General features: G+C 59.5%; 23 protein-coding genes. 13 read left to right on the top strand and 10 right to left on the bottom strand.

The window, feature by feature from the left end:
- The first annotated feature begins 5 nt into the window (after positions 1–5).
- Together ACMGF9_RS07495 and spt are read left to right on the top strand one after the other, a co-directional pair.
- Positions 6–266: an acyl carrier protein gene (locus ACMGF9_RS07495; protein ID WP_015378483.1), complete on the top strand. Its 261-nt coding sequence runs from the start codon at positions 6–8 to the stop codon at positions 264–266.
- Positions 253–1,425, top strand: a complete 1,173-nt coding sequence (spt, locus tag ACMGF9_RS07490; RefSeq protein ID WP_004935542.1) for a serine palmitoyltransferase — start codon at positions 253–255, stop codon at positions 1,423–1,425. Before ACMGF9_RS07495 ends, spt begins: the two co-directional genes overlap by 14 nt.
- A gap of 70 nt (positions 1,426–1,495) precedes the next feature.
- Here spt and ACMGF9_RS07485 read toward each other — a convergent pair whose 3' ends face one another.
- A complete protein-coding gene (locus ACMGF9_RS07485) occupies positions 1,496–2,227 on the bottom strand; it encodes an ATP-binding protein (RefSeq protein ID WP_015378484.1) in 732 nt (243 codons plus the stop codon).
- Positions 2,228–2,599: 372 nt separating this feature from the next.
- On the opposite strand from ACMGF9_RS07485, the gene ACMGF9_RS07480 reads away from it, so the two are divergent.
- The 8 genes from ACMGF9_RS07480 (at position 2,600) to ACMGF9_RS07445 (ending at position 10,040) form a co-directional block, all read left to right on the top strand.
- Entirely contained in the window at positions 2,600–3,325 is a 726-nt protein-coding gene (locus tag ACMGF9_RS07480) for a lipoprotein (RefSeq protein WP_033632594.1), read from the top strand.
- Between the two features lie 30 nt (positions 3,326–3,355).
- Positions 3,356–4,150 carry a hypothetical protein gene (locus tag ACMGF9_RS07475; protein ID WP_021505887.1) on the top strand — a complete coding sequence of 265 codons (795 nt, stop codon included), beginning with the start codon at positions 3,356–3,358 and terminating at the stop codon, positions 4,148–4,150.
- 72 nt (positions 4,151–4,222) lie between these two features.
- The gene (locus ACMGF9_RS07470) at positions 4,223–5,560 is read left to right on the top strand and encodes a lipopolysaccharide biosynthesis protein (protein ID WP_004935553.1); all 1,338 of its coding nucleotides are present in this window, start codon (positions 4,223–4,225) and stop codon (positions 5,558–5,560) included.
- Positions 5,557–6,426, top strand: a complete 870-nt coding sequence (locus ACMGF9_RS07465; RefSeq protein ID WP_015378487.1) for a hypothetical protein — start codon at positions 5,557–5,559, stop codon at positions 6,424–6,426. The genes ACMGF9_RS07470 and ACMGF9_RS07465 overlap by 4 nt, the downstream gene beginning before the upstream one ends.
- Positions 6,427–6,446: 20 nt before the next feature.
- Positions 6,447–7,013, top strand: coding sequence for a YtfJ family protein (locus ACMGF9_RS07460; protein WP_015378488.1), 567 nt, complete (start codon positions 6,447–6,449; stop codon positions 7,011–7,013).
- A 28-nt stretch (positions 7,014–7,041) separates the two neighbouring features.
- Positions 7,042–8,112 (top strand): LPS export ABC transporter permease LptF, encoded by a 1,071-nt coding sequence (gene lptF, locus ACMGF9_RS07455; protein ID WP_131164934.1) that lies wholly within the window; start codon positions 7,042–7,044, stop codon positions 8,110–8,112.
- On the top strand, positions 8,109–9,188 hold the full coding sequence (gene lptG, locus ACMGF9_RS07450; RefSeq protein WP_004935566.1) for an LPS export ABC transporter permease LptG: 1,080 nt from the start codon (positions 8,109–8,111) through the stop codon (positions 9,186–9,188). Before lptF ends, lptG begins: the two co-directional genes overlap by 4 nt.
- A gap of 102 nt (positions 9,189–9,290) precedes the next feature.
- Positions 9,291–10,040, top strand: a complete 750-nt coding sequence (locus ACMGF9_RS07445) for a glycosyltransferase family 2 protein (protein ID WP_414160177.1) — start codon at positions 9,291–9,293, stop codon at positions 10,038–10,040.
- Between the two features lie 65 nt (positions 10,041–10,105).
- Here the strand turns inward: ACMGF9_RS07445 and ACMGF9_RS07440 are convergent, their stop codons facing one another.
- On the bottom strand, positions 10,106–11,413 hold the full coding sequence (locus tag ACMGF9_RS07440) for a serine hydrolase domain-containing protein (protein ID WP_118911616.1): 1,308 nt from the start codon (positions 11,411–11,413) through the stop codon (positions 10,106–10,108).
- A 107-nt stretch (positions 11,414–11,520) separates the two neighbouring features.
- On the opposite strand from ACMGF9_RS07440, the gene ACMGF9_RS07435 reads away from it, so the two are divergent.
- The 3 genes from ACMGF9_RS07435 (at position 11,521) to ACMGF9_RS07425 (ending at position 15,775) form a co-directional block, all read left to right on the top strand.
- A complete protein-coding gene (locus ACMGF9_RS07435) occupies positions 11,521–12,411 on the top strand; it encodes a LysR family transcriptional regulator (protein WP_118891864.1) in 891 nt (296 codons plus the stop codon).
- 355 nt (positions 12,412–12,766) lie between these two features.
- Positions 12,767–14,392 carry an AAA family ATPase gene (locus tag ACMGF9_RS07430; RefSeq protein WP_118891863.1) on the top strand — a complete coding sequence of 542 codons (1,626 nt, stop codon included), beginning with the start codon at positions 12,767–12,769 and terminating at the stop codon, positions 14,390–14,392.
- A gap of 378 nt (positions 14,393–14,770) precedes the next feature.
- On the top strand, positions 14,771–15,775 hold the full coding sequence (locus tag ACMGF9_RS07425; protein ID WP_118891862.1) for a LacI family DNA-binding transcriptional regulator: 1,005 nt from the start codon (positions 14,771–14,773) through the stop codon (positions 15,773–15,775).
- A 6-nt stretch (positions 15,776–15,781) separates the two neighbouring features.
- Here the strand turns inward: ACMGF9_RS07425 and araD are convergent, their stop codons facing one another.
- From araD to ACMGF9_RS07385, 8 genes are all read right to left on the bottom strand, one after another.
- Positions 15,782–16,474 (bottom strand): L-ribulose-5-phosphate 4-epimerase, encoded by a 693-nt coding sequence (gene araD / locus ACMGF9_RS07420; RefSeq protein WP_118891861.1) that lies wholly within the window; start codon positions 16,472–16,474, stop codon positions 15,782–15,784.
- Positions 16,468–17,337 carry an L-ribulose-5-phosphate 3-epimerase gene (locus tag ACMGF9_RS07415; RefSeq protein WP_049242499.1) on the bottom strand — a complete coding sequence of 290 codons (870 nt, stop codon included), beginning with the start codon at positions 17,335–17,337 and terminating at the stop codon, positions 16,468–16,470. Before ACMGF9_RS07415 ends, araD begins: the two co-directional genes overlap by 7 nt.
- Positions 17,324–18,811, bottom strand: coding sequence for an FGGY-family carbohydrate kinase (locus tag ACMGF9_RS07410; RefSeq protein ID WP_075686122.1), 1,488 nt, complete (start codon positions 18,809–18,811; stop codon positions 17,324–17,326). Before ACMGF9_RS07410 ends, ACMGF9_RS07415 begins: the two co-directional genes overlap by 14 nt.
- A gap of 8 nt (positions 18,812–18,819) precedes the next feature.
- Positions 18,820–19,809: an ABC transporter permease gene (locus ACMGF9_RS07405; RefSeq protein ID WP_015378500.1), complete on the bottom strand. Its 990-nt coding sequence runs from the start codon at positions 19,807–19,809 to the stop codon at positions 18,820–18,822.
- Complete coding sequence (locus ACMGF9_RS07400; protein WP_118891860.1) at positions 19,806–21,296, bottom strand: sugar ABC transporter ATP-binding protein; 1,491 nt, start codon at positions 21,294–21,296, stop codon at positions 19,806–19,808. Before ACMGF9_RS07400 ends, ACMGF9_RS07405 begins: the two co-directional genes overlap by 4 nt.
- A 54-nt stretch (positions 21,297–21,350) precedes the next feature.
- A complete protein-coding gene (locus ACMGF9_RS07395) occupies positions 21,351–22,268 on the bottom strand; it encodes an ABC transporter substrate-binding protein (RefSeq protein WP_015378502.1) in 918 nt (305 codons plus the stop codon).
- 136 nt (positions 22,269–22,404) lie between these two features.
- On the bottom strand, positions 22,405–23,472 hold the full coding sequence (locus ACMGF9_RS07390; RefSeq protein ID WP_033632578.1) for a zinc-binding dehydrogenase: 1,068 nt from the start codon (positions 23,470–23,472) through the stop codon (positions 22,405–22,407).
- 284 nt (positions 23,473–23,756) lie between these two features.
- Positions 23,757–24,710 (bottom strand): LysR family transcriptional regulator, encoded by a 954-nt coding sequence (locus tag ACMGF9_RS07385; RefSeq protein ID WP_099981784.1) that lies wholly within the window; start codon positions 24,708–24,710, stop codon positions 23,757–23,759.
- Positions 24,711–24,824 lie beyond the last annotated feature (114 nt).

Raw genomic sequence — 24,824 nt, 5'->3', positions numbered from 1 at the left:
TTCTTATGCTAAATCGCGATGCTGTAATGGATTATATCCTGACGTGTTTGCAAGGTATCGTCGAAGGCGGAGTGGAAATAAAACCTGATAGCGATCTCGTCAATGATCTTGGCCTGGAATCCATCAGAGTCTTGGATCTGCTGATGATGCTGGAAGATGAATTAGATATCTCCATTCCTATCAATATATTGCTTGATGTCAGAACGCCTGAGCAACTGCTTGACGCGCTGCGCCCTTATCTGGAGAAAAACCATGGGACTGTATGATAAGTTTGCGCGGCTCGCCAATGACCGTGAACAATTTCAAACGTCCGGTCTGAATCCGTTCGGCACCTGTATCGACGAAGTGTATTCCGCCACCCAAGGGCGCATCGGCGATCAAAAGATTGTCCTCGCCGGCACCAATAATTACCTTGGCCTGACGTTCGATGCGCAGGCGATCGCCGCCGGCCAGGCGGCTCTGGCCGCGCTCGGCACCGGCACCACCGGCTCGCGCATGGCGAACGGCAGTTACGGATCGCACCTGACGCTGGAACGGGAGCTGGCGGAATTCTTCGATCGCCCGAGCGCCATCGTGTTCTCCACCGGCTATACCGCCAACCTGGGCGTCATCAGCACGCTGGCGGGGCCGGGTGCCGTGGTGCTGATCGACGCGGACAGCCACGCGAGCATTTACGACGCCTGCGCCCTCGGCGGCGCGGAAATTATTCGCTTCCGCCACAATGACGCCGCCGATCTGGAGCGCCGCATGGTGCGCCTGGGCGAACGCGCCCGCGAGGCGATCATTATCGTGGAAGGCATCTACAGCATGCTGGGCGACGTCGCCCCGCTGGTGGAAATCGTCGACATCAAGCGGCGATTGGGCGGGTATCTGCTGGTCGACGAAGCGCACTCCTTCGGCGTGATGGGCGAGCACGGCCGCGGCCTGGCCGAAGCGCTGGGCGTCGAGCAAGACGTGGATATCATCCTGGGCACCTTCAGCAAAAGCCTGGCTTCGATCGGCGGCTTCGCCGTCGGCGGCAAGGGGATGGACGTGCTGCGCTACAGCAGCCGGCCGTATATCTTTACCGCTTCGCCGTCGCCGTCCAGCATCGCTTCGGTGCGCACGGCGCTGCAAAAAATCGCCCGCCATCCCGAGCTGCGGGAAAAACTGTGGAGCAATGCGCACCGCCTGTACCACGGCCTCGCCGAGCTGGGCTATACCCTGGGGCCGCGCATCAGCCCGGTGGTGCCGGTGATGATCGGTTCAAAGGAAGAAGGGTTGCGTTTCTGGCGCGAGCTGATCGCCCACGGCGTCTATGTGAACCTGGTGCTGCCACCGGCCGCGCCGGCGGGCGTGACCCTGCTGCGCTGCAGCGTCAATGCCGCGCACAGCGATGAAGAAATCGACACCATCGTGCGCGCCTTTGCGGCGCTGAAAAAATAAAGTCTTTCCTTCTCGGCCGCGGCGGCGGTGCCGAAAATGGCCACGCCGCCCTGCCGAACCGATGCGCACCTCAGTGCGCAGCCGTTGATACCCCATCAGCCGAATAGCGATACCCCTGCGCCGCCATAAATTCCGCGATGGCTTTTTCCGCCGCCGAAAGCACCTCCTCGATCGGCCGATCGGCATCGAGATCCACGATGTCGGCGCCTTCGAACGTCAATAGCGGCGTGACGGCGATCTTCTTCTCCAGCGCCGCTTTGCGGTGATCGGGTTTGCGCGCGCAGGCCACGTCCAGACTGACATTCAGCTTGAGCACCAGATCCGGTTTTTGCCCCGCCATCCATTGAAACGCCGCCCGTTCACGCGCCGCCAGCCAACGGACGAAACGGCTGCCTTCAACGTCGACGGGAAAAACCGTGCCGTCGTAAGCGCCAGGGATCTGCGCCTGCGGAAAACGGTCGGTCAACACGATGAACCCTTGCCGGCGATACGCCAGCATGCGGCGAAAACGCAGCAGCCGCCGCCCCACGAAAGCGATGATCACCGCCGACGGCAACAGGCCGATCCGGGATTTTTTCGTTTTGACTTTTTTGGTATTGCTCTCGATAGCCTTGCCCACCGAGCGCCCGAGCAGCGGCAATTTCGCCGCCGCGCGCCCGACATTGCCCGCCTGTTTGCCCAGATGCACCTGCACCGCCGGGCCATAATGTTTCACATACTCGATCAGATGTTCACAAACGGTGGACTTACCCGATCCGTCGCTGCCGATAACCGCAATCAGCGGCGGAAATTTTGCACTCATAATAAGACTCTCTTTCAATACACCAGAAACGGCGTGCCATATTTGAAGCGAACGATCGCTTATCATTGCCGCGGTGGCTGCGTGAAAAAAAATTTGCCATACGCAGCGCCAAAAAGCACAAAAGATTAAGCGAAAATTGAAAACCTCTGCTCTTTTTTCGCCGTGAGCCATGCCGAGAATTAACATAAAAAGCGAAACCAGCCCACGCACGAACAATTAGCACAAAATAACAAGAACAAACGCCATGAATATCAATTCAAATAACGAAAAGGAATACCGATCTCATTATTTTATCGCAGCAAAGCACAATAAATATCTTGAACCCAAGGCGTATTGGAATACAATAGTTTTTTTCGCATTGGATCAATTATTGTGAGTCAGCAGATAAGACCTTCATCTGATCGCTCGCCCGTGCGCGTAATAGCGATAACCGGCTGTGACGGCTCGGGAAAATCCACGTTAGCCGCCAGCCTGGTCAACGCTTTATCGGCACAAGAACCTGCCGAACTGCTGTATCTCGGCCAGTCTTCCGGGCGTATTGGCGAATGGATCAGTTCGCTGCCGATTATTGGCGCGCCCTTCGGGCGTTATTTGCTGAAGAAATCGGAACGCGTGCATGAGCGCCCTTCCACACCGCCGGATAATGCCACGGCGCTGGTGATATTTTTACTCTCCTATTGGCGCGTTTATAAATTCCGTCGCATGCTGAAGAAAAGCCGCAGCGGCGCATTACTGATCACCGATCGTTATCCGCAAGCCGAAGTGGCGGGGTTTCGTTTCGATGGCCCGCAGCTGGCGAAAACCGCCGGCGGCAATCGCTGGATCCGCTGGCTGAGAAAGCGCGAACAAAACCTGTACCAATGGATGGCGTCTTATCAGCCCTTATTATTAATTCGGCTGGATATTGACGAACAAACGGCCTATTCACGCAAACCCGATCACTCGCTGGCGGCGTTGCGTGAAAAGATCGCCGTCATCCCGCACCTAACGTTTAACGGCGCTAACATATTGGATTTAGACGGCCGCGAACCGGCCGACCGTATTTTCGACGCATCGCTGCGCGCCGTTAAAATATCGCTGAGGGCCGCCAATGCCTAGCCGACAAATAACCTTTCCGTACCGAAACAGATGAAAAAAAATAAACTCACCGCCGAACAGGATACCTCTCCCACCTGCATCACCGGGCTGATTGCCGTGGTGGGCAGCGACGGCACGGGCAAGTCCACGCTGACCGCCGACCTGGTGAAAAACCTGCAGCAACATCGCCCCACGGAGCGGCGCTATTTGGGGCTGATCTCCGGCGAAGATGGCGACAAAATCAAGCGTTTACCGTTCATCGGCGTGTGGCTGGAACGGCGCCTGGCGGCCAAATCCGACAAAACCCAGCGCATGAGCAACAGGCCGCCGGCGCTGTGGGCGGCGCTGATCATGTACGGCTTTTCGCTGTGGCGCGCATCCAACCTGCGCAAGGTGCGGCGGTTGGCGCAGAGCGGCGTTCTGGTGATCAGCGATCGCTACCCGCAGGCGGAAATCTCAGGTTTTTACTACGATGGGCCCGGCATCGGCGTGGAACGCGCAAAAGGGTGGCTATTAAGCCGCCTGGCGGCGCGCGAACGCCGTTTATATCAACGCATGGCCGTCTATCGGCCGGAGCTGATCATTCGCCTTGATATCGACGTCGATACGGCCTTTTCCCGCAAGCCCGATCACAGTTACGAAGAGCTGAAAGACAAGATCGCCGCCATGGTGCGCCTGCAATACAACGGCTCGCGCATCATCGAGCTGGACGCCAGAGCCCCTTACGACGAGGTGCTGAGCAATGCGCTCAACGCCATTTCCGCCGTGGTGAACCCCGCGAAGCGCCCACAGAGTGATCTCGGGCAACCCGGCGAGAGCGCCGGTAAAGAAACTCAGGTTTATTAAACGAATACAGGGCAAACGCATGACTGCGGAACACAAAATGCAGCAAAACAACGATAACGGCTGGTTTGGGCTATGAAACGGTGGTTTTCCGACGGCGCGTTTCGTTCCATTTTACGTAATGCCGCCTACCTGGGCTCCGGCAGCGTCGCCAGCGCGCTGCTCGGCCTGCTGGCGCTCTCCTGCGCCGGTAAAGGCATGTCGCCTGAAATGTTCGGCGTGCTGGTGGTGATTCAGGCCTATACCAAAGCGGTCAGCGATTTCATCAAATTCCAGACCTGGCAGTTTGTGGTGCAATTTGGCACTCCGGCACTGGAGCATCAAAATACCGGGCGCTTCCGCGACGTCGTCGCCTTCTCCTTCGGCCTGGATATCGCCAGCGGCGTCATCGCCGTGCTGGGCGGCATGATCATGCTGCCGTTCTTGTCTCACGCTCTGGGGCTGGACAGCGAAAGTTTCTGGCTCGCCATGCTGTACTGCACCCTGATCCCATCGATGACCTCGTCCACGCCGACCGGCGTGCTGCGCGCCTTCAACCGCTTCGATTTAATCGCCATCCAGCAGGCGATCAAACCGTTCCTGCAGGCGGTGGGCAGCGTCATCTCCTATTATTTCGATCTGGGGTTCCCCGGCTTTATCGTCACCTGGTACGCCTCTAACCTGATCGGCGGCACGCTGTTTTGGTGGTTCACCGCGCGCGAGCTGCGCCGCCGCGATATCCATGGCGCGCTGAGGCCGCGCCTGTTCAACGTCGCGCGCCGCATCGAGGGCGCCTGGAACTTCGTCTGGACCACCAACATCGCCCATACCATCTGGGCCGCCCGCAACTCCTGCACCACCGTGCTGGTGGGCGTGGTGCTCGGCCCGGCCGCCGCCGGGCTGTTCAAGATCGCCATGACCTTCTTCGATGCGACGGGCACCCCGGCCAAGCTGCTGGAGAAAAGCTTCTATCCCGAGATCATGCGCCTGGATCCGCGCACCAAGACCCCGTGGCTGCTCGGCCTGCGCTCTTCGCTGCTGGCCGGCGGCATCGGCCTGGCCGTTGCGGTGTTGATGTTGCTGGTGGGCAAGCCGCTTATTTCCGCGGTATTCGGGCAGCAATACCTGGAAGCCTATGACCTGATTCAAATCATGCTGGGCGCGATCATCGTCTCGATGATGGGCTTCCCGCAGGAATCCTTACTGTTTATGGCGGGCAAACAGCGCGCCTTCCTGATCGCGCAGGCGACGGCCTCGGCGGCCTACATTGCGCTGCTGGTGTCGATGGCGTATGCCTTCGGCGTGCAGGGCGCCGCCTTCGCTTATTTACTTGGGCAATGTTTAGACGTTCTGTTATCCCTGATACCGACGATCGGCGCCTACCGCAATCGCTTTATGTTGGGGCTGAATGTGCCCAAAGAGAGTAATCAATGACCGCTAGCAATAATTGGAAAAAGTTCTCAGCCGAAACCACCCAGGCGCTGTTTGTCGCGGTGGAAGAGGACGACCTGGTTGAGGCGAATATCAGCCTGCCGCAGCAGATTGATCTGGAATGCTCCCCCGAGAGCATTCGGGACAACTACGCGCTGTGCCTGCAGTTTTGGGAAGACGGCTTTTCCCGCCGCGAGCTGCTGCAATTGGTGAACGGTTTCCTGCAAGACCCGCAGTTGGCGGCGGCTACCCGCATGCGCTACAAATATATCCGCGCCCGCTATAAGCACCTGCGCTTCGCCCAGCAGCTGTACGGCGCCCCGCACCGCGCCAACCGCCTGTTCCACACCACCACCGTGGTGCTCGGCCATTTTCAGGACGCGTTTCGCAACGGCAACCAGAAGAACCTGACGCTTTACGGCAACCTGCTGCGGCTGCTGCTCAGCAAGCCGGTGTGGTCTTACGTGCGCTATGCGCTGCGCCACACCCGGCTGGAAAGCGCACAGGGCTTTATCACCTACCGCCAGGAGCAAATGCGCCAGCTGCAAACGCTGATCGCCGGCCCGTCGCTGACCGGGCATCAGTTCCATGACGTGCGCAAAATCGTCAGCCGCCAGGTCTCGTTCTACGACACGCTGAGATCGATCGATCCCGACAACCGCGAGGCCCGGCAGATCTCGCGCTTCCTGGCGGCGATTAACGGCCTGATGGGCGACCGGCATGACGTGATGGTGGCGGACAAGCTGGCCGGCGGCGATATCTATGATCGGCCGGCGATCCTGGATATCGACATCCGCCAGCGCCTGGAGCTGCTGCTGGCGCGTTTTCCGCTGTCGTTTTCCCAGCCGGCCATCGCGGCGGGCAGATAAGCGGGTTGCACGGAGCCATGATGACGTTACGTCGCTTGCTTACCCTTGCGCTGCTGCTGTCGCCGCTGACGGCATCTGCACATAACTTCGTGCATGGCCGGCCGGTGGCGCCGATCGCCATCGCCGATCGCGGCGAGCTGCTGCTGCGCAACGGCGATTTCAGCTACCGGCCGTGGAACAGCGCAAAACTGGCGGGCAAGGTGCGGGTGATCCAGTACATCGCCGGGCGCACCTCCGCCAAAAAGAAGAACTCGCTGCTGATCAACGCCGTTAAGGACGCGAACCTGCCGGGCGATCGCTTCCAGCCGACCACCATCGTCAACACCGACGACGCGATACCGGGCTCCGGCTTCTTCGTGCGCGGCAAGATCGAGAAAAACAAGCGGCATTACCCTTGGGCGCAATTCATCGTCGACAGCGACGGGCTGGGGCGCATGGCCTGGCGGCTGCCGGAGGAGAGCTCCACCATCGTAGTGCTGGACAAGGCCGGGCGCGTGCAGTGGGCGAAGGACGGCGCACTCACCCCGCAAGAAGTTGACCAGGTGATCGCCCTGCTGCGCGCGCTGATCGCGCAGGAGACGCCATGAAGCGCACGCCGCCGGGAACCGATAACGCATGTCTTTGATTGAACGCTATATCACGGTTGAGATCCGCCGCCTGGTGATGATGATCGCCGGGTTTCTGATCTTCATGTTCGCCAGCTACTCCGCCCAGCGCTACCTGACCGACGCCGCCAACGGCACGCTGGCGCTGCGGGTGGTGGCCGACGTGGTTTTCTATAAGTCGCTGATCGCGCTGGAGATGATATTGCCCGTCGCGCTGTATGTCTCGGTGGCGGTCGCGCTGAGCCAGATGTACAGCGATGCGGAGATCACCGCCATGCTGGCCGCCGGCGCCAGCCCGCTGCGGCTGTACAAGGCGGTGCTGATACTCGCCGTGCCGCTGGCGATAGCGGTCACGCTGCTGTCGCTGTATGGCAGGCCCTGGGCGTATGCCAATATTTATCAGCTGCAGCAACAGTCGCAATCGGTGCTGGACGTGAGCCACCTGCAGGCCGACAAATTCAACGTCAGCGGCAACGGCCGCATGATCCTCGCCAGTCACGTCGACAAAACGGCCAACCACCTGACGGACGCCCTGATTTATGTGCGCGGCGGCCATCACACCAACCTGTACCGCGCGCAGTCGGTGGAGGTGCTCGACGCCTCCCCCGCCAGCCCCGCCGTGCGGCTGAAAACCGGCACCGCCTATGTGCTGGATCGTGAGGGCGCCGACGACAACGGGCAGAACTACGACAACTTCGACATCGCGCTCAAACCGTTCGTGCCCAGCGCCGAGAGCCGGCACAAGTCGGCCTCGCCGGCGGAACTGGCGCGCTCCGCCGATCCGGGCGACGCCGCCGAACTGCAATGGCGCGAGAGCCGCGGGCTGACCACCGTACTGATGGTGCTGCTGGCGATCCCCTTTAGCCGCATCAAGCCGCGGCAGGGGCGCTACGCCGCGCTGCTGCCCCTCACGGTTCTGTTTACCGTGATTTTCTATGGCGGCAACATTTGCCGCACGCTGGTGGCCAACGGCTCTCTGCCGACGATCCCCGGCGTTTGGCTGGTGCCGATAGCGATGGCTGTCGGTATCGCCCTGCTGCTGGCGCGCGACCTCTCCCTGCTGCGGAAACCCTCCCGATGACCCTTTTTAGCCGCTATCTGATCCGCAACGTGTTCATCGGCTTCGCCGCCGCGGCCGGGCTGCTCATCCCGCTGTTCACCACCTTTACGCTGATCAACGAGCTGGAGGACGTGACCCCAGGCGGCTACCGCTGGCAGCAGGCGCTGCTGGTGACCGTGATGACCCTGCCGCGCAGCTTGGTCGATCTGGGGCCGTTTATCGCGCTGCTCGGCGGCATCGTCGGGCTGGGGCAGCTCTCCAAAAGCCTGGAGCTGACGGCGATCCGTTCCGCCGGGATGTCGATATTCCGCATCGCGCTGGTGATGCTCGCCGCCGGGCTGCTGATGAACCTCTCGCTCGGCGCCCTCGATGAATGGGCCGCCTCGCCGCTGCAGCAACGCGCGCTGCAAATGAAGAATAACGCCCTGGCGCAGTCGAATAATAACGACGTTACCGTTAACCCGCTGTGGGCGCGGCGCGGCAACGAGTTTGTGACAGTGAAGACCGTCGATGAGAACGACCAGCCCCACGGCATTGAGATCTTCCGTTATCAAGCCAACCGCGCGCTGGAGTCTTACATTTACGCCGACAGCGCCAGCACCGCCGCCGACGGCAGCTGGCTGCTGCACAACGTGATGCAGAAAAGCTGGCAAGGCAGAAAGGAGACGATTGCGCGACAAGACAGCCTGCTCTGGCGCTCACTGTTCGCCGTGCCGAGCCTGAAAGAGCTGACCCTGCCGGCGGGCAGTTTCTCGCTCCAACAGCTGGATCGCTATATCGATTACCTGCAAGGCTCGGGGCAACCCAGCACCGAATACCGCCTGGCGCTGTGGAAAAAACTCGGCCAGCCCCTGCTGGTGCTGGCGATGATTTTGCTGGCCATCCCGTTTACCTTCACCGCCCCGCGCGCCCCCGGCATGGGCAGCCGGCTAGCGCTTGGCGTCATCATCGGGCTGCTGACCTACATCGCTTACCAGATCGTTCTCAACCTGGGGTTGCTGTTCGCCCTCAACGCGCCCTTCACCGCCCTCGCCCCGCCGCTTTTGCTCCTGGCGTTGGCGCTGGCGCTGGTTTATCGGTTTGACCGGCGGGGTTAAGCATTTTCTGAGGTTGATAAGGGATAAGAAGAGAATCGCAATTTCCATTCCAGAGAAAACATCACGCACTCACCTGCTCGCGATTTTTAAGGATGTTAGTTAATGGCAAAGATAGCTGTTTGTATACTGACTTTTAACTCCTCTCGTTTATTACACGAGGTGCTTTCTCCACTCATGGGCATTGCGGATGAGTGGATTGTGGTGGACTCCGGCAGTACGGATAAAACGCTGTCTATTTGCCAAAGCTTTGGAATAAGCCCTATTTATCATCGTTTCGAGACTCACGGACGGCAAATGAACTTTGCGATTTCTCAATCTCACCATGATTGGGTGTTGTGCCTGGACAGCGACGAAATTCTTGATGCCGAAACCATAGCGTCCATTTTAAAATTCAAAGCGCAGGAAAACCCACCGCCACAGCAAGCCTTTAGAATTAAAAGGAATTGGTTTGTTCTCGGACAGCCAGTCAGAACGATTTATCCCATCTCCTCACCGGACTACCCCGTTCGGCTGTTCAATAGAACGCAGGTCAGGTTCAATGATGCTCCGGTAGATGATGCCGCTGAAGGCTATATTCACACGTCGGTCATTCCCGGCAATGTTAAGCACGATACCTTTTACTCTCTCCATGAAATATTCAACAAGCTCAATAGCTATACGACAAGGGTAGTGAAATACAGAAACATTAGGCCCTCGATATTTCGTGGCGTCGTTAGCGCGATCGGCGCATTTTTCAAATGGTATGTCCTGAGCGGCGCATGGAAGGAAGGCAAAGTCGGCGCCGTCACTGGGTTTTATGCCGTGGCCTACAGTTTCCTGAAGTATTTTAAATCCTGGTATGGCAAAGATTGATAATGTTAAGGACAGAAACAGGGGCTGAATGGCAACCGCCATCCGCCCCTGCTCGCTACCGAGGGTTAACGCAGTTCCTTCGCTATCGCGCTAAACATCAGCGAGGCCTCCAGCGGTTGTGCGTCGAAAGAAGGCTCCGCCTGCGGCCAGGTGGACCACTGGACGATCACCAGATTCTCCGCCTGATTGACCATAATCATCTGGCCGAAGATCCCCAGCGCCCACAGGGAATGCTTGAGGGAGGCCTGCGGAGCGGGTTCTACGTTAGTCGCATTCACCGGCACTTCGTTGTTCCACCACTGGTAGCCGTAAATGCCGTTGGGATGCGCCGCCGACACCGAGCCCGCCGCCAGCGTCCAGTTGGCCGACTGGGCTACCCAATCTTCCGGCAAGATCTGTTTGCCGTTCGGCAACGTCCCGTTATGCAGAATGAACTCACCGAAGCGCCCCCAGTCTTCCAGCGTGGCGTTGAACCCGTGCGCGCCCACGTCGTGCCGGCCTTTGGCGTAGGCATGCCACACGCCGTCGCTGGCCATGCCGTACGGCTGCCAGATGCTTTGTTCCAGATAGGCCGCCAGCGGCATGCCGGTGGCGCGCTCCAGCACATCGCCCAGCAGCCACGCGCCGCCGGAGGAGTAAGACCAGTTCTGCCCAGCCGGATGAGCACGCTGCAGACCGGCCACCAGCTTGCGCACGCAGGCGTAGGTGCCGGGTTTGGCTTCACACTCGGTCAGCTGCGCGAAGTCCGATTTCGGGTTGGTGTAATCCTCATTCCACGCCACGCCGGAGGTGTGGGTGATCAGCTGCCTGAGGGTCACGCCGTCCCACGCGGTGCCTTTCAGATCGGGTTCGTATTGCGTGATGAGATCGTCGAGCGAGCGGATCTTGCCCTGTTTAATCGCCACGCCCACCAGCGTGGCGACCACCGATTTGCCCACCGAGCGCGACGTCCACAGCGTGGCGTCGGTATTGCCCTGCCCCAGATATTTCCAGGCGATTTTGCCGTCTTTCAATACCAGCATGCCGCTGACGTTCTGGCGCTGCAGGTAATCCTGCAGGTGGTAGGTTTTGCCATTCACCCGATAGCTGGCGTCGGTTAACTGTTTAGCGGCAGCCGGCAACGGCGCGGCGTCGCCGTGGTGAAACACATCCCCGGCATAGTTGCGGTAGTCGTTACGAAAACCGATCACCCGGTCGCTCTGGCTCCAGGTGAGCATCTTGTGCGTGTCCGGCAATTGCGCATCGAAAGGTGCGGGACAGGCGCTAAGTTCGGTTCCCGCACAGGCGGCCAGCGCGGCGGGCGCCAACAGGCCGCTGCAGAGACTGATGACAACGCCCGCCAGCAGGCTGCGGTTAAACACTTTGCTTTTCATATTTTTTCTCGCTTAGCTCAGGAAGGCGTTCAGCTTAAAAAAACGCGGCCTATAATAAAAAACGCCTGATGGGGGAAAATCCCCCGCAAAATCGACGGAGGAACCGCGTGCCGAGCCTGATTTATTCCTTTGCCCAACTGGAAGCCTTCACCGCCGTGGCCGAGCACGGCAGCCTGGCGAAAGCCGCTCTCAAGCTGGGCAAAGACCGCACGACGCTGCGCGATTTGATTGATTTTCTCGAGGATGGCTTGGGCTATGCGCTGTTCCTGCGCGAGGGGCGCAGCCTGCACCTGACGCCGGAGGGCGAACAGATGCAGCGCCAGGCACACCTGCTGATGCGCCAGGTGAAAGCGTTTGAGGCGTTTGCCAAAGACGTGCCCAAGAGCGCGGCGCAGGAAATCTCGCTGGTCTACGATCCCTTCACGCCCCGTGCATTGCTGCAAGCGCTGATTGCCGCTATGGCCCAACGCAACACGCGCCTGAGCCTGATTAACGCCTCACGCGACGAAGCGGAAAGCCTGCTGGCAAACGGCCAGGCCGATCTGGGCATCTGCCAGGCGCGCCATCGCAGCGTGGGCGACTCCATGGAGTGGCGCGCCTTAGGGGCGATAGAGATGGATTTTTACGCCGCTAAAACGCTTTTCCCCGGCGCGGAACAGCCGCTTTCGCTGCTGGAACTCTCGCTCACGCCGCAGGTAATTATGCACCCGGATTCTGACGAACCGGTGGCGCGCCGCCTGCAAATTTCCGGGCATACAATGTTTACCAACGAGCTGGAGATGCTGCGCGCCCTGCTCGAACAGGGCTGCGGCTGGGGATTCCTGCCGACGCATATGCATGCCGAACGGTGGAAAAACGTCAACACGCTGCGCACCGAAGTGGGCAGCCAGGGGATCAGCCAAACCATGGTGACCATCTGGAAGCCGGGCAATGACAGGCGGGCGCTGATTGATGAAACGTTGGCGCTGTTGCCGGGGTTGTGGAGGGGGGGTAGATAGATCTCGATTAGCAATGTCTTTGGGGGGATAAAAGGCAACGGATAGGTTAGTTATGTTGTTATCGATAGTAGTTTGTAGAGGACCCGCCTGTTTCGTCATCAGGTCATTTTCAATTGGCGGCTGCTGTTTTTCCTCAAATTGTGACCAGTCTATCATTGACTGGTTTAGCACTTTAAACGATGGTATTAGGAAGTGGTGGCTATAAGCTAGAGCTGGCGTGCTTATTATGGAGAAACAATTACGCCAAACCTAGATTAAGCTAAGTAAATAAGAGTAGAATCTTTGACAAAAATCACCATTTCTCTTTGAGATAAACTCTATCAATAGAGATAACTAATTGTAAAAGGATTACATAATGTTTGATTTTTCACTTATGAAAAATGATGGTTCTAACGAGACTATTAGTGTACGTTGTGGTGAGGTTACTTTCTTTGTAGGTGGAAATGGAACAGGGAAATCATCTCTTGTCAATTCAATATACAGAAGACACGCTAACAATAATTCAGTATACGTTGTTGCACATCGAAAAAATACATTTGACAATGATATAATAGACTTTAGCAATTCCGATTATAAAAATGCAACACAGAGAATTTTTAATGACTCCATGTCCCAAACCAGTAGATACAGGACACACTGGGAAAATGAAAAGGCTGCTTTGCCGATAGTAAAAATAAAAAATAAAGTGACAGCTCATGCTGTTACAAACATGAAAAACTTAAAGAATGGCGGTAAATTAGAAGAGATTACTCTTGACAGCGAGATTGATCTAGTTAACGACATTTTTAAAAACAGCGGATTTAATCTTGAATTTATCATCGATGAAGAATCAAATTTGATGGTAAATAATCTTAACTATGACCCCGTAAAAACATATACCTTATCCAAAATGTCTGATGGTGAAAAAAGTGCGTTAATTATATGTTGCGAGGTTTTATGTGCCAATAGTGGTGCACTTATTGTTCTTGATGAGCCTGAGCGACATTTACACAAACGCATCGTGTCTCCTCTCTTATCAAACCTGATAGAGGCTCGTAGAGATTGCGCTTTTGTTATATCAACACATGAGTTGACATTGCCTTCTTTTTTTAAAGAGTCTACAGTTGTAAGTATTAATAGTTGCACTTATGAAAATGATGAGCCTACTCAATGGAATATATCTGTTATAAGAAAATATGATGAGGCGTTAAATGGATTAGATGAGCAAGTCAAAGCTGATATTCTTGGCGCGCGAAACAATATGTTATTTGTGGAGGGTACGCAAGCAAGCCTAGATGCTGAGTTGTATGGTGCCTTGTTTAGTAATGCATCAGTAATTTCAAAAGAAAAATGTGACCTTGTTGAACAGGCAGTTAAGGGTTTGAGAAACAACACAACTGCACATTGGGTTAATGCTGTCGGAATTATAGACAATGACAATAAGGTTCAATCACAAATAGAGAATTTAAACTTAAATTTTGTTTTCAGCTTGTCTGTGCATTCAATAGAATCAATTTACTACCATCCTAAAATAATAAGATGGGTATTATGCTCTGTTAAGGATACTAATTTAACCTCTAGCGTTGATGAATGTTTTGATAAGGTTTGTGAAATTATCCGCTCTGCTCTTGAAGAGAAAAAAGAACATCTGTGTTGCAGAGCAATAGAGAAGAAAATCCGAGCGGAAGTGATGTCTTCAATTCCGACACAAAAAGAAATTCGCGAAGGAGGAACTTACAGCAAAGAAATTAATTTCTCATCACTTTTAAATGATGAAATTGGTTATTTCGACAATTTGATGCACTCATCAGATTTTGACTCACTTGTTGGTCGCTATCCAATCAGAGAAACGAACTTTCTGGTTCCTGTTGCCAAACAATGTGGGTTTATAGATAGGAAAAGATATGAACTAAATGTTATCAGAGTTATAAGGCATAATTCAGAAGCCAGAAATTTTGTTCTCTCATTACTTGGCGGCGCTGCCGAGGCCCTCGCAAACTAAAAAAACAGAGTGTAATTCATCAAATAATAAAAGAGTCTTCTTTAACTGAAGATTCTTTTGTTAGGCTATGATATACTGACCGAATCCCTGATATCAGTCTTTTTAATAACCATCCCTGAAGCAAAGTAGCTTTTCACATAGAAACTCGTCTATACAACACACCTTCCTATATTTTCCGGCAAGAAGATGCCGCTATGAGAAATAATTAAAAAACAGTTAACCAACAACTTTTTTATTAAATATCTTCCTATTTTGACATTCCACTCGCTAACGCTCCTACTCAAAAGCACCCAACCATCCCCCCAACTCCCCCCTAGCACCGCCCCCGCCCTTTCCCTACAATAAGGGATCTGTTGAGGCATAACGCAAGGAAAGACGGTGTCGAAAGCCAATCCCAATGCCACTATCGTGGATATCGCCCGCCGCGCCAGGGTGACCAATATCACCGTTTCCCGCGCCTTCAATAAGCCCGAGCTGGTCAAGCCGGAAACCCGCGAGCGCATTCACGCCATCGCCAAAGAGCTGAACTATGTGCCCAACGCCTTTGCGCAGGGGCTGAAAAGCAGCAGCAGCCAGATTATCGGCATCGTCACCAGCAGCATGTACAACCCGTTCTATTCCGGCCTGATCAAGACCGTGTCGCGCATTGCGCGTCAGCAGGGCTACCAGATCATGCTGTTCGACACCGACGGCAGCGAAGAGGCGGAAATGCGCGCCATTCAGGCGCTGTTCGGCTACAAGGCGCGCGGCATCCTGCTGTCAGCGGTGCGCGACGACAAGCGCTACCGTCCCGCCTATCTCGAGCTGGCCGAGGTGTACGGCGTGCCGCTGATCCTGATCGACCGCGACCTTTACGATCAGCAACTGAGCGGCGTGTTCCTCGATAACCGCGAGATTGGCGTGCTGGCCGGGCGCTATCTGGCGGAGCAGCCGGAACAGAAGCTGCTGATTATCGGCGGCCCGGCGGATTCGGAAATTACGCTAACGCGCACCGCCGGCATCGTCGCGGCCTTGCAGGACAGCGGGCGTGAGATTCATATCATCAACGGCGACTACGATTTCACCTCGCAAGAGAGCGAGGTGCGCGCCTATCTGGCGCAGCCGGAGAACCGCCCGGATTACATCATCGGCCTGAACGGCATCATCACGCTGGGCGCCATCGCCATCTGCCACGAGATGGGGCTTTATCAGCAGGTGAAATTCTTCTCGATAGACGAACCGCCGCGCGCCGGCGCTTACGGCCTGCACATTCCGGGGGTGTATCACGATACGCAGAAACTGGGGGAGATCGCCGCGGAGCTGCTGTTCAGCGCCATTAACAGCCCGCGCGGCGAGCTGCCGGTGCGCAGAGAGTTCTTCACCGGCTCGCTGTTGAATCGCTGACGGGCGCTATTGCCCGTAGTAGGCGTGTTTGCCGTGCTTGCGCAGGAAATGTTTGTCCAATAGCTCCGGCTGCATCGGGGCGATGGCCGGCGCCAGCTGGCGCGTCGCCATCGCCATGATCGCCACCTCCTCCAGCACCACCGCGTTGTGCACCGCATCCGCCGCGTCCTTGCCCCAGGCAAACGGGCCGTGGGAGTATACCAGCACCCCCGGCACCTGCTGCGGATCGCGCCCCGCCTGATTGAAGGTCTCGATGATCACCTTGCCGGTTTCCCCCTCGTAATCCCCGGCGATCTCCGCCTCGCTCATCGGCCGGGTGCAGGGAATGTCGCCGTAAAAGTAGTCGGCGTGGGTGGTGCCCAGCGCCGGGATCGGCTGCCCAGCCTGCGCCCAGATGGTGGCGTTGCGGCTGTGGGTGTGCACCACGCCGCCGATATCGGCGAAGGCGCGGTACAGCGCCAGGTGGGTGGCGGTGTCGGATGAAGGTTTGCGGTGCCCTTCGCGCACCTTGCCCTCCAGATCCACCACCACCAAATCCTCCAGCGTCATCGCCTCGTAGGCGATGCCCGAAGGCTTGATCACCACCAGCCCGCGCTCGCGGTCGATCGCCGAGACGTTGCCCCAGGTAAAGGTCACCAGCCCGTATGCCGGCAGGCTGAGGTTGGCGGCCAGCACCTGCCGCTTGAGTTCGTTCAGCATGCGATGCCTCCCTCATTCATCTGTTGTTCGAGCCAGGCCTTGGCCTGGGCGATGCGTTGCTTATCCTGCCCGTCTTCGCGCGCCCACATCTCCAGCAGGTAGGGGCCGCGATAGCCGAGCGTGTTGAGCACGGAAAAAGCGTGGGCGAAATCCACGCAGCCTTCGCCGAACGGCACGTCGCGGAACTGCCCGGCGCTACCCGGCCCCACCGCCACGGTGTCTTTGAGGTGCACGGCGGTGATGCTGCCGATGCCCAGCGCCAGCTCGGCGGCGACGTCGTTGCCCCAGGCGCTGAGGTTGCCGAGATCGGGATACACCGTGAACCACGGGCTGTTGACGTGGCGGGCGATGTCGCGCCATTTGCTGATGCTGTTGATGAACGGCGTATCCATCACCTCCACCGACAGCATCACCTGCGCCCTGGCGGCCTGCGCCGCCGCCCACTGCATGCCCTCGATAAAGCGCTCGCGGCTGTAGCGATCGGCGGGTTCGTAATAGACGTCGTAGCCCGCCAGTTGGATGTTGCGGATACCGAGATCCGTCGCCAGTTCCAGCGCCTTGCTCATCAGCACCCGCGCCCGCTCGCGGGTGGCGGCCTCGGCGCTGCCGAACGGATCGCGCCGGTGCGCCGACAGGCACAGGCTCGGCACCGTCACCCCGCTGTCGAGCCGCGCCTGGATAAACGCCAGCCGCTGGCGGCGATCCCAGTCCAGCCGCTGCTGGCGCGCCGGCTGTTCGTCTATAGACATCTCTACAAATTCAAAGCCCAGCTCGGCGGCGGTGGCCAGCCGCTGCGGCCAGTCCAGATCGGCGGGCAACGCTTTTTCATACAGCCCCAGACAGGCGGCGTTAGTCGTTTGCATCAGTCACCTCACTCAAAGCCTGAGCGACCGCCAGATAGCGCGCCTGCTGGGCGCGCAGGCGCCGATGGGCGGCGGTCGCGGGATAATAACAGCGCAGTTTGGGCGGCGCGGCGGCGATCGCTTCGGCGAACCCGGCGTACTCCCCGGCGCCGACGGCGGCGCACAGGGCGGCGGCGCGGCAGCCGCTCTGGCGCGTTTCCACCACCTCAAGCGGCAGGTTGCCGGCGTCGGCGTACATCTGCATCCAGACCTCGGACTGCGTCGGCCCGCCGGTCATGCGCACCCGCTCGATGCGCGGGTTCAGTTGCACCATGCGCTCCTGATGGATCAGGTGCGAGAACACGATGCCCTGGTAGATCGCCTGCACCACGTCCGCCATCTCGTGGTGGGCGCTCAGGCCGATCAGCCCGCCCGGCGTGTTGCCGCCGAGGTTGGAGCCGTACAGATACGGCAGGAACAGCAGCCCGCTGGGCTGCTCGCGGCGCTCGGCCACCCAGGCGTTGAACTGGGCGTAGCGCTGCCGGTCGTCGGCGCAGAACTGGCGCAGGAACCAGGCCAGGTTGCCTGCCGAGGTCGGGCTGCCTTCGTGCACGAAATAGCGGCCGTCGATGCAGTAGCGCCCCCAGGCGTAGGGGTAATCGGCGGGAATGATGCGCTCGGTCACGCAGGTGGCGATCGACCAGGTGCCCGCCACCGCGCTGAGCGTGCGATCGTCGGCCACGCCGGAGCTGAGCGCCGCGCCCACCACATCGAACAGGCCGCCGTACACCGCAGTGCCCGCTCGCAGGCCGCACTGCGCCGCCGCAGCGGCCGTCACCCGCCCGGCCAGCTGCGCCGAGCCGATCGTTGGCGCGGTCTTCTCCTGCGCCTCTTCGATGCCAAAGGCCGCCATCAGCGCCGGATCGTAAGCGCCGCTGCGCTGGTTAAACAGGTTGCTGCCGGAGATGTTGGTCACTTCGGCCGCCGCCTCGCCGGTGAGGCGAAAGCGCAGGTAGTCGTGCGCCATCAGGATGCGATCGACGGCGGCGTACTGCGCCGGTTGCCGCTGCTTCAGCCAGCGCAGCAGCAGCGCCGGGTGGCTGGGCCACAGCGGCTGCAGGCTGCGCGGGTAGCTCTGCGCATCCACGCCGGCGCAGCGCAGCTCAGCCACCGTGGCCGCCGCGCGGTTGTCCGAAGACAGAATGCCGTTGCCGACCGGCTTGCCGTGGCGGTCGATGGCGTACAGCCCTTTGCCGTGCGCCGAAAAGCTGACGCCGCGCACCTGCCCGGCCTCCAGCCCCGCCGCGTGCAGCGTCTGGCGGATCGCCGCGCAAACGTCATCCCACAGCGCGTCCATATTGCGCTCGCTAAAGCCCGGCTGGGCGGCGATCGCCGCGCCGTCACGCTCGGCGATCGCCAGTTCTTCGCCGCTTGCCCGGTACAGCCCGGCCTTGATCACCGTGCCGCCGACGTCTATGCCAAGAAAGACTGACATCGCGCCTCCTATTTGCGCCGCACGGAGCTGAGGTAGATGGCGGCCAGGATAATGCCGCCCTTCACCACGTTCTGGATATACGGCGATACGTTCATCAGATTGAGGCCGTTGTTAAGCACCCCGAGCATCATCGCCCCCACCAGCGTGCCGACGATGGCGCCGCGCCCGCCGGAGATCGCCGCCCCGCCCAGCACTACGGCGGCGATGGCGTCCAGCTCGAAGCCTTCGCCGGCGTTGGGCTGCCCGCTCATCAGGCGCGAGGTCAGCACCAGCCCGGCCAGCGCGGCGGTCAGGCCGCTGATCACGTACACCAGCATCTTGTAGCGCGGCACGCGGATGCCGCTCAGGCGCGCCGCCTCTTCGTTGCCGCCCATCGCGTAGACGTAGCGGCCGAACGGCAGCTGGTTGAGCATCAGCCAGGCCAGCAGGTACACGCCGAGCATGATCAGGATCGGTACCTGAATGCCCAGCACCGTGCCGCGGCCGAAGAACGAGAAGACGTCGGGCAGGCCGGAGATCGGGTAGCCGCCGGTATAGAGCAGCGCCAGGCCGCGGGCGATGCCCATCGACGCCAGGGTGACGATGATCGGCGGCATGCGCAGGTAGGCGATGCAGGCGCCGTTGGCCAGGCCGAACAGCGCGCCGAGCGCCAGCGCGGCCACCATCGCCAGCGGGATCGGCACCGCCGCCAGCATCAGCCCGGCGGCGACCGAGCCGGCCAGCGCCATCACCGGCCCCACCGAGAGATCGATGCCGCCGGTCAGGATGGCGCAGGTCATGCCCACCGCGATGATGGCATTGATCGACACCTGGCGTGCCACGTTGGTCAGGTTGTTGACGCTGAGGAAGCTGTCGTTCAGCAGGCTCATCAGCACGAACAGGACAGCGAAGCCGATAAACGGCAGGACCGCCGGGTGATGCAGCAGTTTTTCCCAGCGCTTGCCGAGGCTGGGGCCGGCGGCGCGGCGCGCCACGGCGGGTTGTTCAATTCCTATCATAAGGCACTCCCGGTCGCGTGAAGCATGATGTGGTTGGATTCGATGTCGTCGCCGGTCAGCTCGGCGACGATGTGGCCGCCGCGAAACACCAGCACGCGGTCGCACACGCCGATGATCTCCGGCAGTTCGGAGGAAATCATGATGATGGAGATGCCCTGCTGGGTCAGTTGCTGCATCAGCTGGTAGATCTCGGCCTTGGCGCCCACGTCGATGCCGCGCGTCGGCTCGTCGAAGATCAGGATGTTGCAGTCGTTGTTGAGCCAGCGGGCGATCACCACTTTCTGCTGGTTGCCGCCGCTCAGGGTGCTGACGGCGGTCTCGGCGTCCGGGGTTTTCACCCCCACGGCGCGGATCAGCCGCTGCACCACGTCGCGATCCTTGCGGGCGCTGACGAAGATCTTGCCGCGCCGGTGGTGCCGGTTGAGGGTGATGTTCTGCGCCACCGAAAACGGCAGCACCAGGCCCTCGGTTTTGCGGCTCTCCGGCAGCAGGCCGATGCCCTGCGCCAGCGCCTGCGCCGGGGAGCGCAGCGCCGCCGGTTGGCCGCCGAGGCTGACGCGTTTGCGGTGGCAGCGGCTGGCGCCGATCAGCGCCGAGACGGTCTCGGTGCGCCCGGAGCCCACCAGCCCGGCGAAGCCGAGGATCTCACCCTTGTGCAGCCGAAAACGGTCGGTCGCGCCGTGCTTCTCGCGCTGGATCTCCGCCTCCAGCAGCACCGTCGCGGTATCGACCGGATGCTGTTTCACCGGGAAGGCGTTCTCGATTTTGCGCCCGACCATCAGCCGCACCAGCTCTTCCACGTTGGTGTCACTGGTGGCCAACGTTTCGATGTAGGCGCCGTCGCGCAGCACGGTGATGCGATCGCAGATGGTGAAGATCTCGTCCAAATGGTGCGAGATAAACACCATGCCAACGCCCAGCAGCCGCAGATCGTTCATCACGCTGAACAGGTGTTCGGCCTCGCCCGGCGTCAGCGTGGCGGTCGGTTCGTCCAGCACCAGCACCCGCGCCTCCAGCGACAGCGCCTTGGCGATCTCCACAAACTGCTGCTGCGCCACTCTCAGCTGCTCCACCGGGCAATCGAGATCGATAGCCACCGTCAGCCGCTTGAAGATCGCCTCGGCCTTGCGCCGCATCGCCCGCCGATCCAGCAGGCCCCAGCGGTTCCTGATCTCCCGGTTGAGGAAGATGTTGTCGATGGCGCTCATGTAGGGAATCAACGAGAATTCCTGAAAAATAATGCCGACCCCGGCCTCGATCGCCTGGCGATAGTTGTTAAAGCGGCGCTGCTCGCCGTCGATAAAAATGTCGCCCTCGTCCGGCTGATGGATGCCGCACATGATTTTCACCAGCGTCGATTTGCCGGCGCCGTTTTCGCCCAGCAGGGCGTGCACCTCGCCCCGTTGAATGGCCAGATCGATGCCGTCCAGCGCCTTCACGCCGGGAAAGCTCTTTTTTATTCGCTTCAGTTCCAGTAAAGGTGTCACCGCATTGCCCTCCGCGCCGAACGCCCCGCCGCAGCGGGGCGAACCTGGCCGCTGTTACCAGCTAAAGCCGGCCGCATTGCTGCGGTCGATCAGCTTCACTTTGACCGGCACGGTTTTCGGCACCGTGGCGCCCCAGTAGCGGGCCAGCGCAATGCCGAGCGCGATGCGCAGCTGGTCGCGCGGGAACTGCGCCGAGGTAGCGATGAACGGCGAATTCGGCTTGAGGATCTCTTTGATGGCTTCCGGCTGGCCGTCGACGCTCACCAGCTTGACCTTGGCGCCGTTGCTTTCGATCGCCGCCAGGGCACCGAGCGCGCCGACGTCGTTGACGCTGAAGATGCCCGCCAAATCCGGTGCCGACTGCAGCATGTTTTCGGTGACGGTCAGCGCGGTGTCGCGCTCCTGCTTGCCGTTTTGTTTGGTGACGATCTTGATGTCGGGGTATTTTTTCATCGCCGCTTCAAAGCCGCGCACGCGCTCCAGGATCGGCACCACCGGGATGCCGTCGAGGATCGCCACCTTGCCTTTGCCGCCCAGCGCTTTCGCCAGGTATTCGCCCGCCTGGAAGCCGGCGTCGTAGTTTTCCGAGCCGACGAACGAGTCCAGCGGCCCTTCGGCCTGCGCGTCGATCGCCACCACCACCGCGCCGGCCTTATGAGCGGAGATCACCGCCGACTGCACCCCCACCGAGTCGGTCGGGTTGATCAGCAGGATATCCACCTTCTTCTGCAGCATGTCTTCCACGTCGCCGATCTGCTTGGCGACGTCATGGCGGGCATCGGCCACATACACCTTGGCGCCGATATCCGCCGCCGCCTGATCCAGCGCCTGCTTCATGGTGACGAAGTAGTCGTTGTTCATTTCCTGGAACGACATACCGATAGTGATTTGCTTGGCCAGCGCCCCATGGCTGGCCGCCAACATTCCACCGGCGACGATAAAAGGCAGGGTCTTTTTGAATAATGAAAACATAGCCAATTCTCCTGTAGGGAAGCTTCTTGTTGTGGTTATCAGAGCAACAGCATGTCTTTACGTTTGGCCGACCGGCCGGCCCCTCCATTGCGGACGGGCCGACGGTCGTGACTGCAACAGCGGTACGGCGGGAGGGTCAGGGAACCAGGATCACCTTGATGGAGTCGGTCGAGTCCGCCAGGGCGAAGGCTTCGTCCCAGTCGTTCAATGAATAGCTGTGGGTGACCACGCCGCTTGAGGTCACCAGCCCGCGCTCGAACAGATCGATGGCGATCTCATAGCTGTAGGGCGCCAGGTGCGCGCCGCGAATGTCCAGTTCCTTGCGATCGCCGATGATCGACCAGTCGACGGTGGTTTCCTTGCCGAACACGCTGAACTCCACGAAGCGGCCCAGCTTGCGGATCATCTGCAGCCCCTGAGTAACGCCGATCGGCGCGCCGGTGGCCTCGATGTAGACGTCGCAGCCGTAGCCGCCGGTCAGCGATTTGACGATCTGGTCGGCGTCTTCCTTCAGCGGGTTGATCACCACGTCGGCGCCAAACTCCTTCGCCAGCGCCAGCCGCTCGTCGATGGCGTCGATCACGATCAGTTTCTTCGGCGTCTTCAGGCGTGCCACCTGCACCATGCACAGCCCCAGCGGCCCGGCGCCGGCCAGCACCACCACGTCGTCCAGCTGAATGTCGCCGCGCGCCACGGTGTGGATGGCGCAGGCCATCGGTTCGATCAAGACCGCGTCTTCATGGCTCAGGCTTTCCGGGATCTTGTGCACGATGGCGTTCTCGGAAAAGCGCATGTATTCCGCCATGCCGCCCTCCGCCACGTCTTTCTGGAAGCCGTAAATGTTATGCGTCTCACACATCCAGTAACTGCCGGATTTGCAGTAACGGCACTCCCAGCACGGCACGATCTGCTCGGCGATCACCCGCTCACCGATCCGGTATTTGCCTTCCGCGCCCTCGCCCAGCGCGGCGATGCGGCCGTAGAACTCGTGCCCCGGCACCACCGGCGGTTTGACCCACGGGGTCTCCCCCCAAAACATCTGCGCGCCGTTCTTGCACTTGCAGTCGCCTGCGCAGATGCCGCAGCCTTCCACCTTGATCACCAGCTCGCGCGCCTTCGGCAGCGGCGTGGGCACCTGTTCGAAACGGTAGTCCTGCGGGCCGTGGCAAACGACCGCGCGCATTTTTTCCGGCAACTGGCTCATCTATCCCTCCAATATTCTCGTTAAACGCTTGAAAATTATAAATGTTGACGTTGTCATTTTTATCAAACAAAAAACAAACTGAGTTATAAAATTATAAATTTCAACAAATTAACCATTACACATCCCGATAACTAAAAATGACAACGTGAACATAGAGCGACATATAACCAAAGCTGCAAAAATAATTATTTGAGCAAAATCACAGTTCGTTAACATTGCGGCTAAAAATGCTACAAATGCGGATCGCGATCCCATTTACGGGAGCGGCGATCCGGGCAGATCCGCTAAATCAGCAGGCGCACGCGATCGTAGATCTGGCGATCCTCCGGCCGCGACGATCGCACCTGCTGGCGCAGGGTGCGCACCAGCGTGTCGATAAACGCATGGGCGGCGGCGTTCAGAATGCTGTTGCGCCGGGTGACGATATTCAGCTGCGCCGGTTGGCAGCTCTCCCGCAGCGCCAGCGGCTGCACGCGGGAGGCAAACTGCGGCAGCGCGGCGATCGGCCGCGGGCACCAGGTACACATCTCGGCGGACTCCACCAGCGCCTGCAGCATACCGAACGAATGCGCCTGGATAATGCGCTGGCGCGGCAGGCGCACGCCGTGGCGGTGGAACACCTCGTCGAGCAGCGCATCGAAACTTTCCTGGGTATAGCTCATCACCCAATCCTGCTCCAGCAGCTGATGCAGCGAGGTGCTGTGCGCCAGCGGGTGGCCGCGCCGCACCATGTACGCCGTTTCATACTCCAGCAGCGGCTCGCAGTGAAACTCCTGCGGCGCCGACGACGCCGGCAGCGGCGTGATGGCGAAATCCATCGTGCCCTCGCGCAGCTGCGACTGGGCGTTGGCCATCAGGCTTTCCGACAGTTCCAGCCGCACCGCCGGCACCTTGCTGCGAAACGCCATCACCGCCGGCGGCAGCACCGTCAGCATCAGCCAGGGAGTGATCGCCGCCTTAACCAGATCCGCCGCACTCCCGCGCAGCGCCGCCATTTCGCCCTGCGCCTGCTCCAACTGGTTCAGCACCAGCCGGGCGTGCGCCAGCAGGGTTTTGCCGTAGGGGGTAAAACCCAGCCCGGTCGGCGTGCGGATCAGCAGCGGCAGCGCCTGTTCTTGCTCCAGTTCGCGCAGTGCGCGGGTCACCGCCGCCTGCGACAGCCCCAGATGCCGCGCCGCCGCGCGAATGCTGCCGCTGTCGGCGCTGGCCACCAGCGCCTGCAGTTGGTGCAGTTTCATGTCCACCTCCTGACAATCATAGGTTGTCAGCATAACCGAACGGCGGCTACCCGGCAAAAACGGAGTTTGCTAGTCTCGATGCCTATCCCCTCTGCCCCGTTCCCCGCCCACTGG

It is taken from the genome of Serratia sp. BNK-23 (assembly GCF_047456145.1).
In the GTDB taxonomy this organism is placed as follows: Bacteria; Pseudomonadota; Gammaproteobacteria; order Enterobacterales; family Enterobacteriaceae; genus Serratia; species Serratia nematodiphila.
The sequence above is the reverse complement of the archived record's forward strand: the minus strand, read 5'-3'. Positions and strand labels throughout refer to the sequence as shown.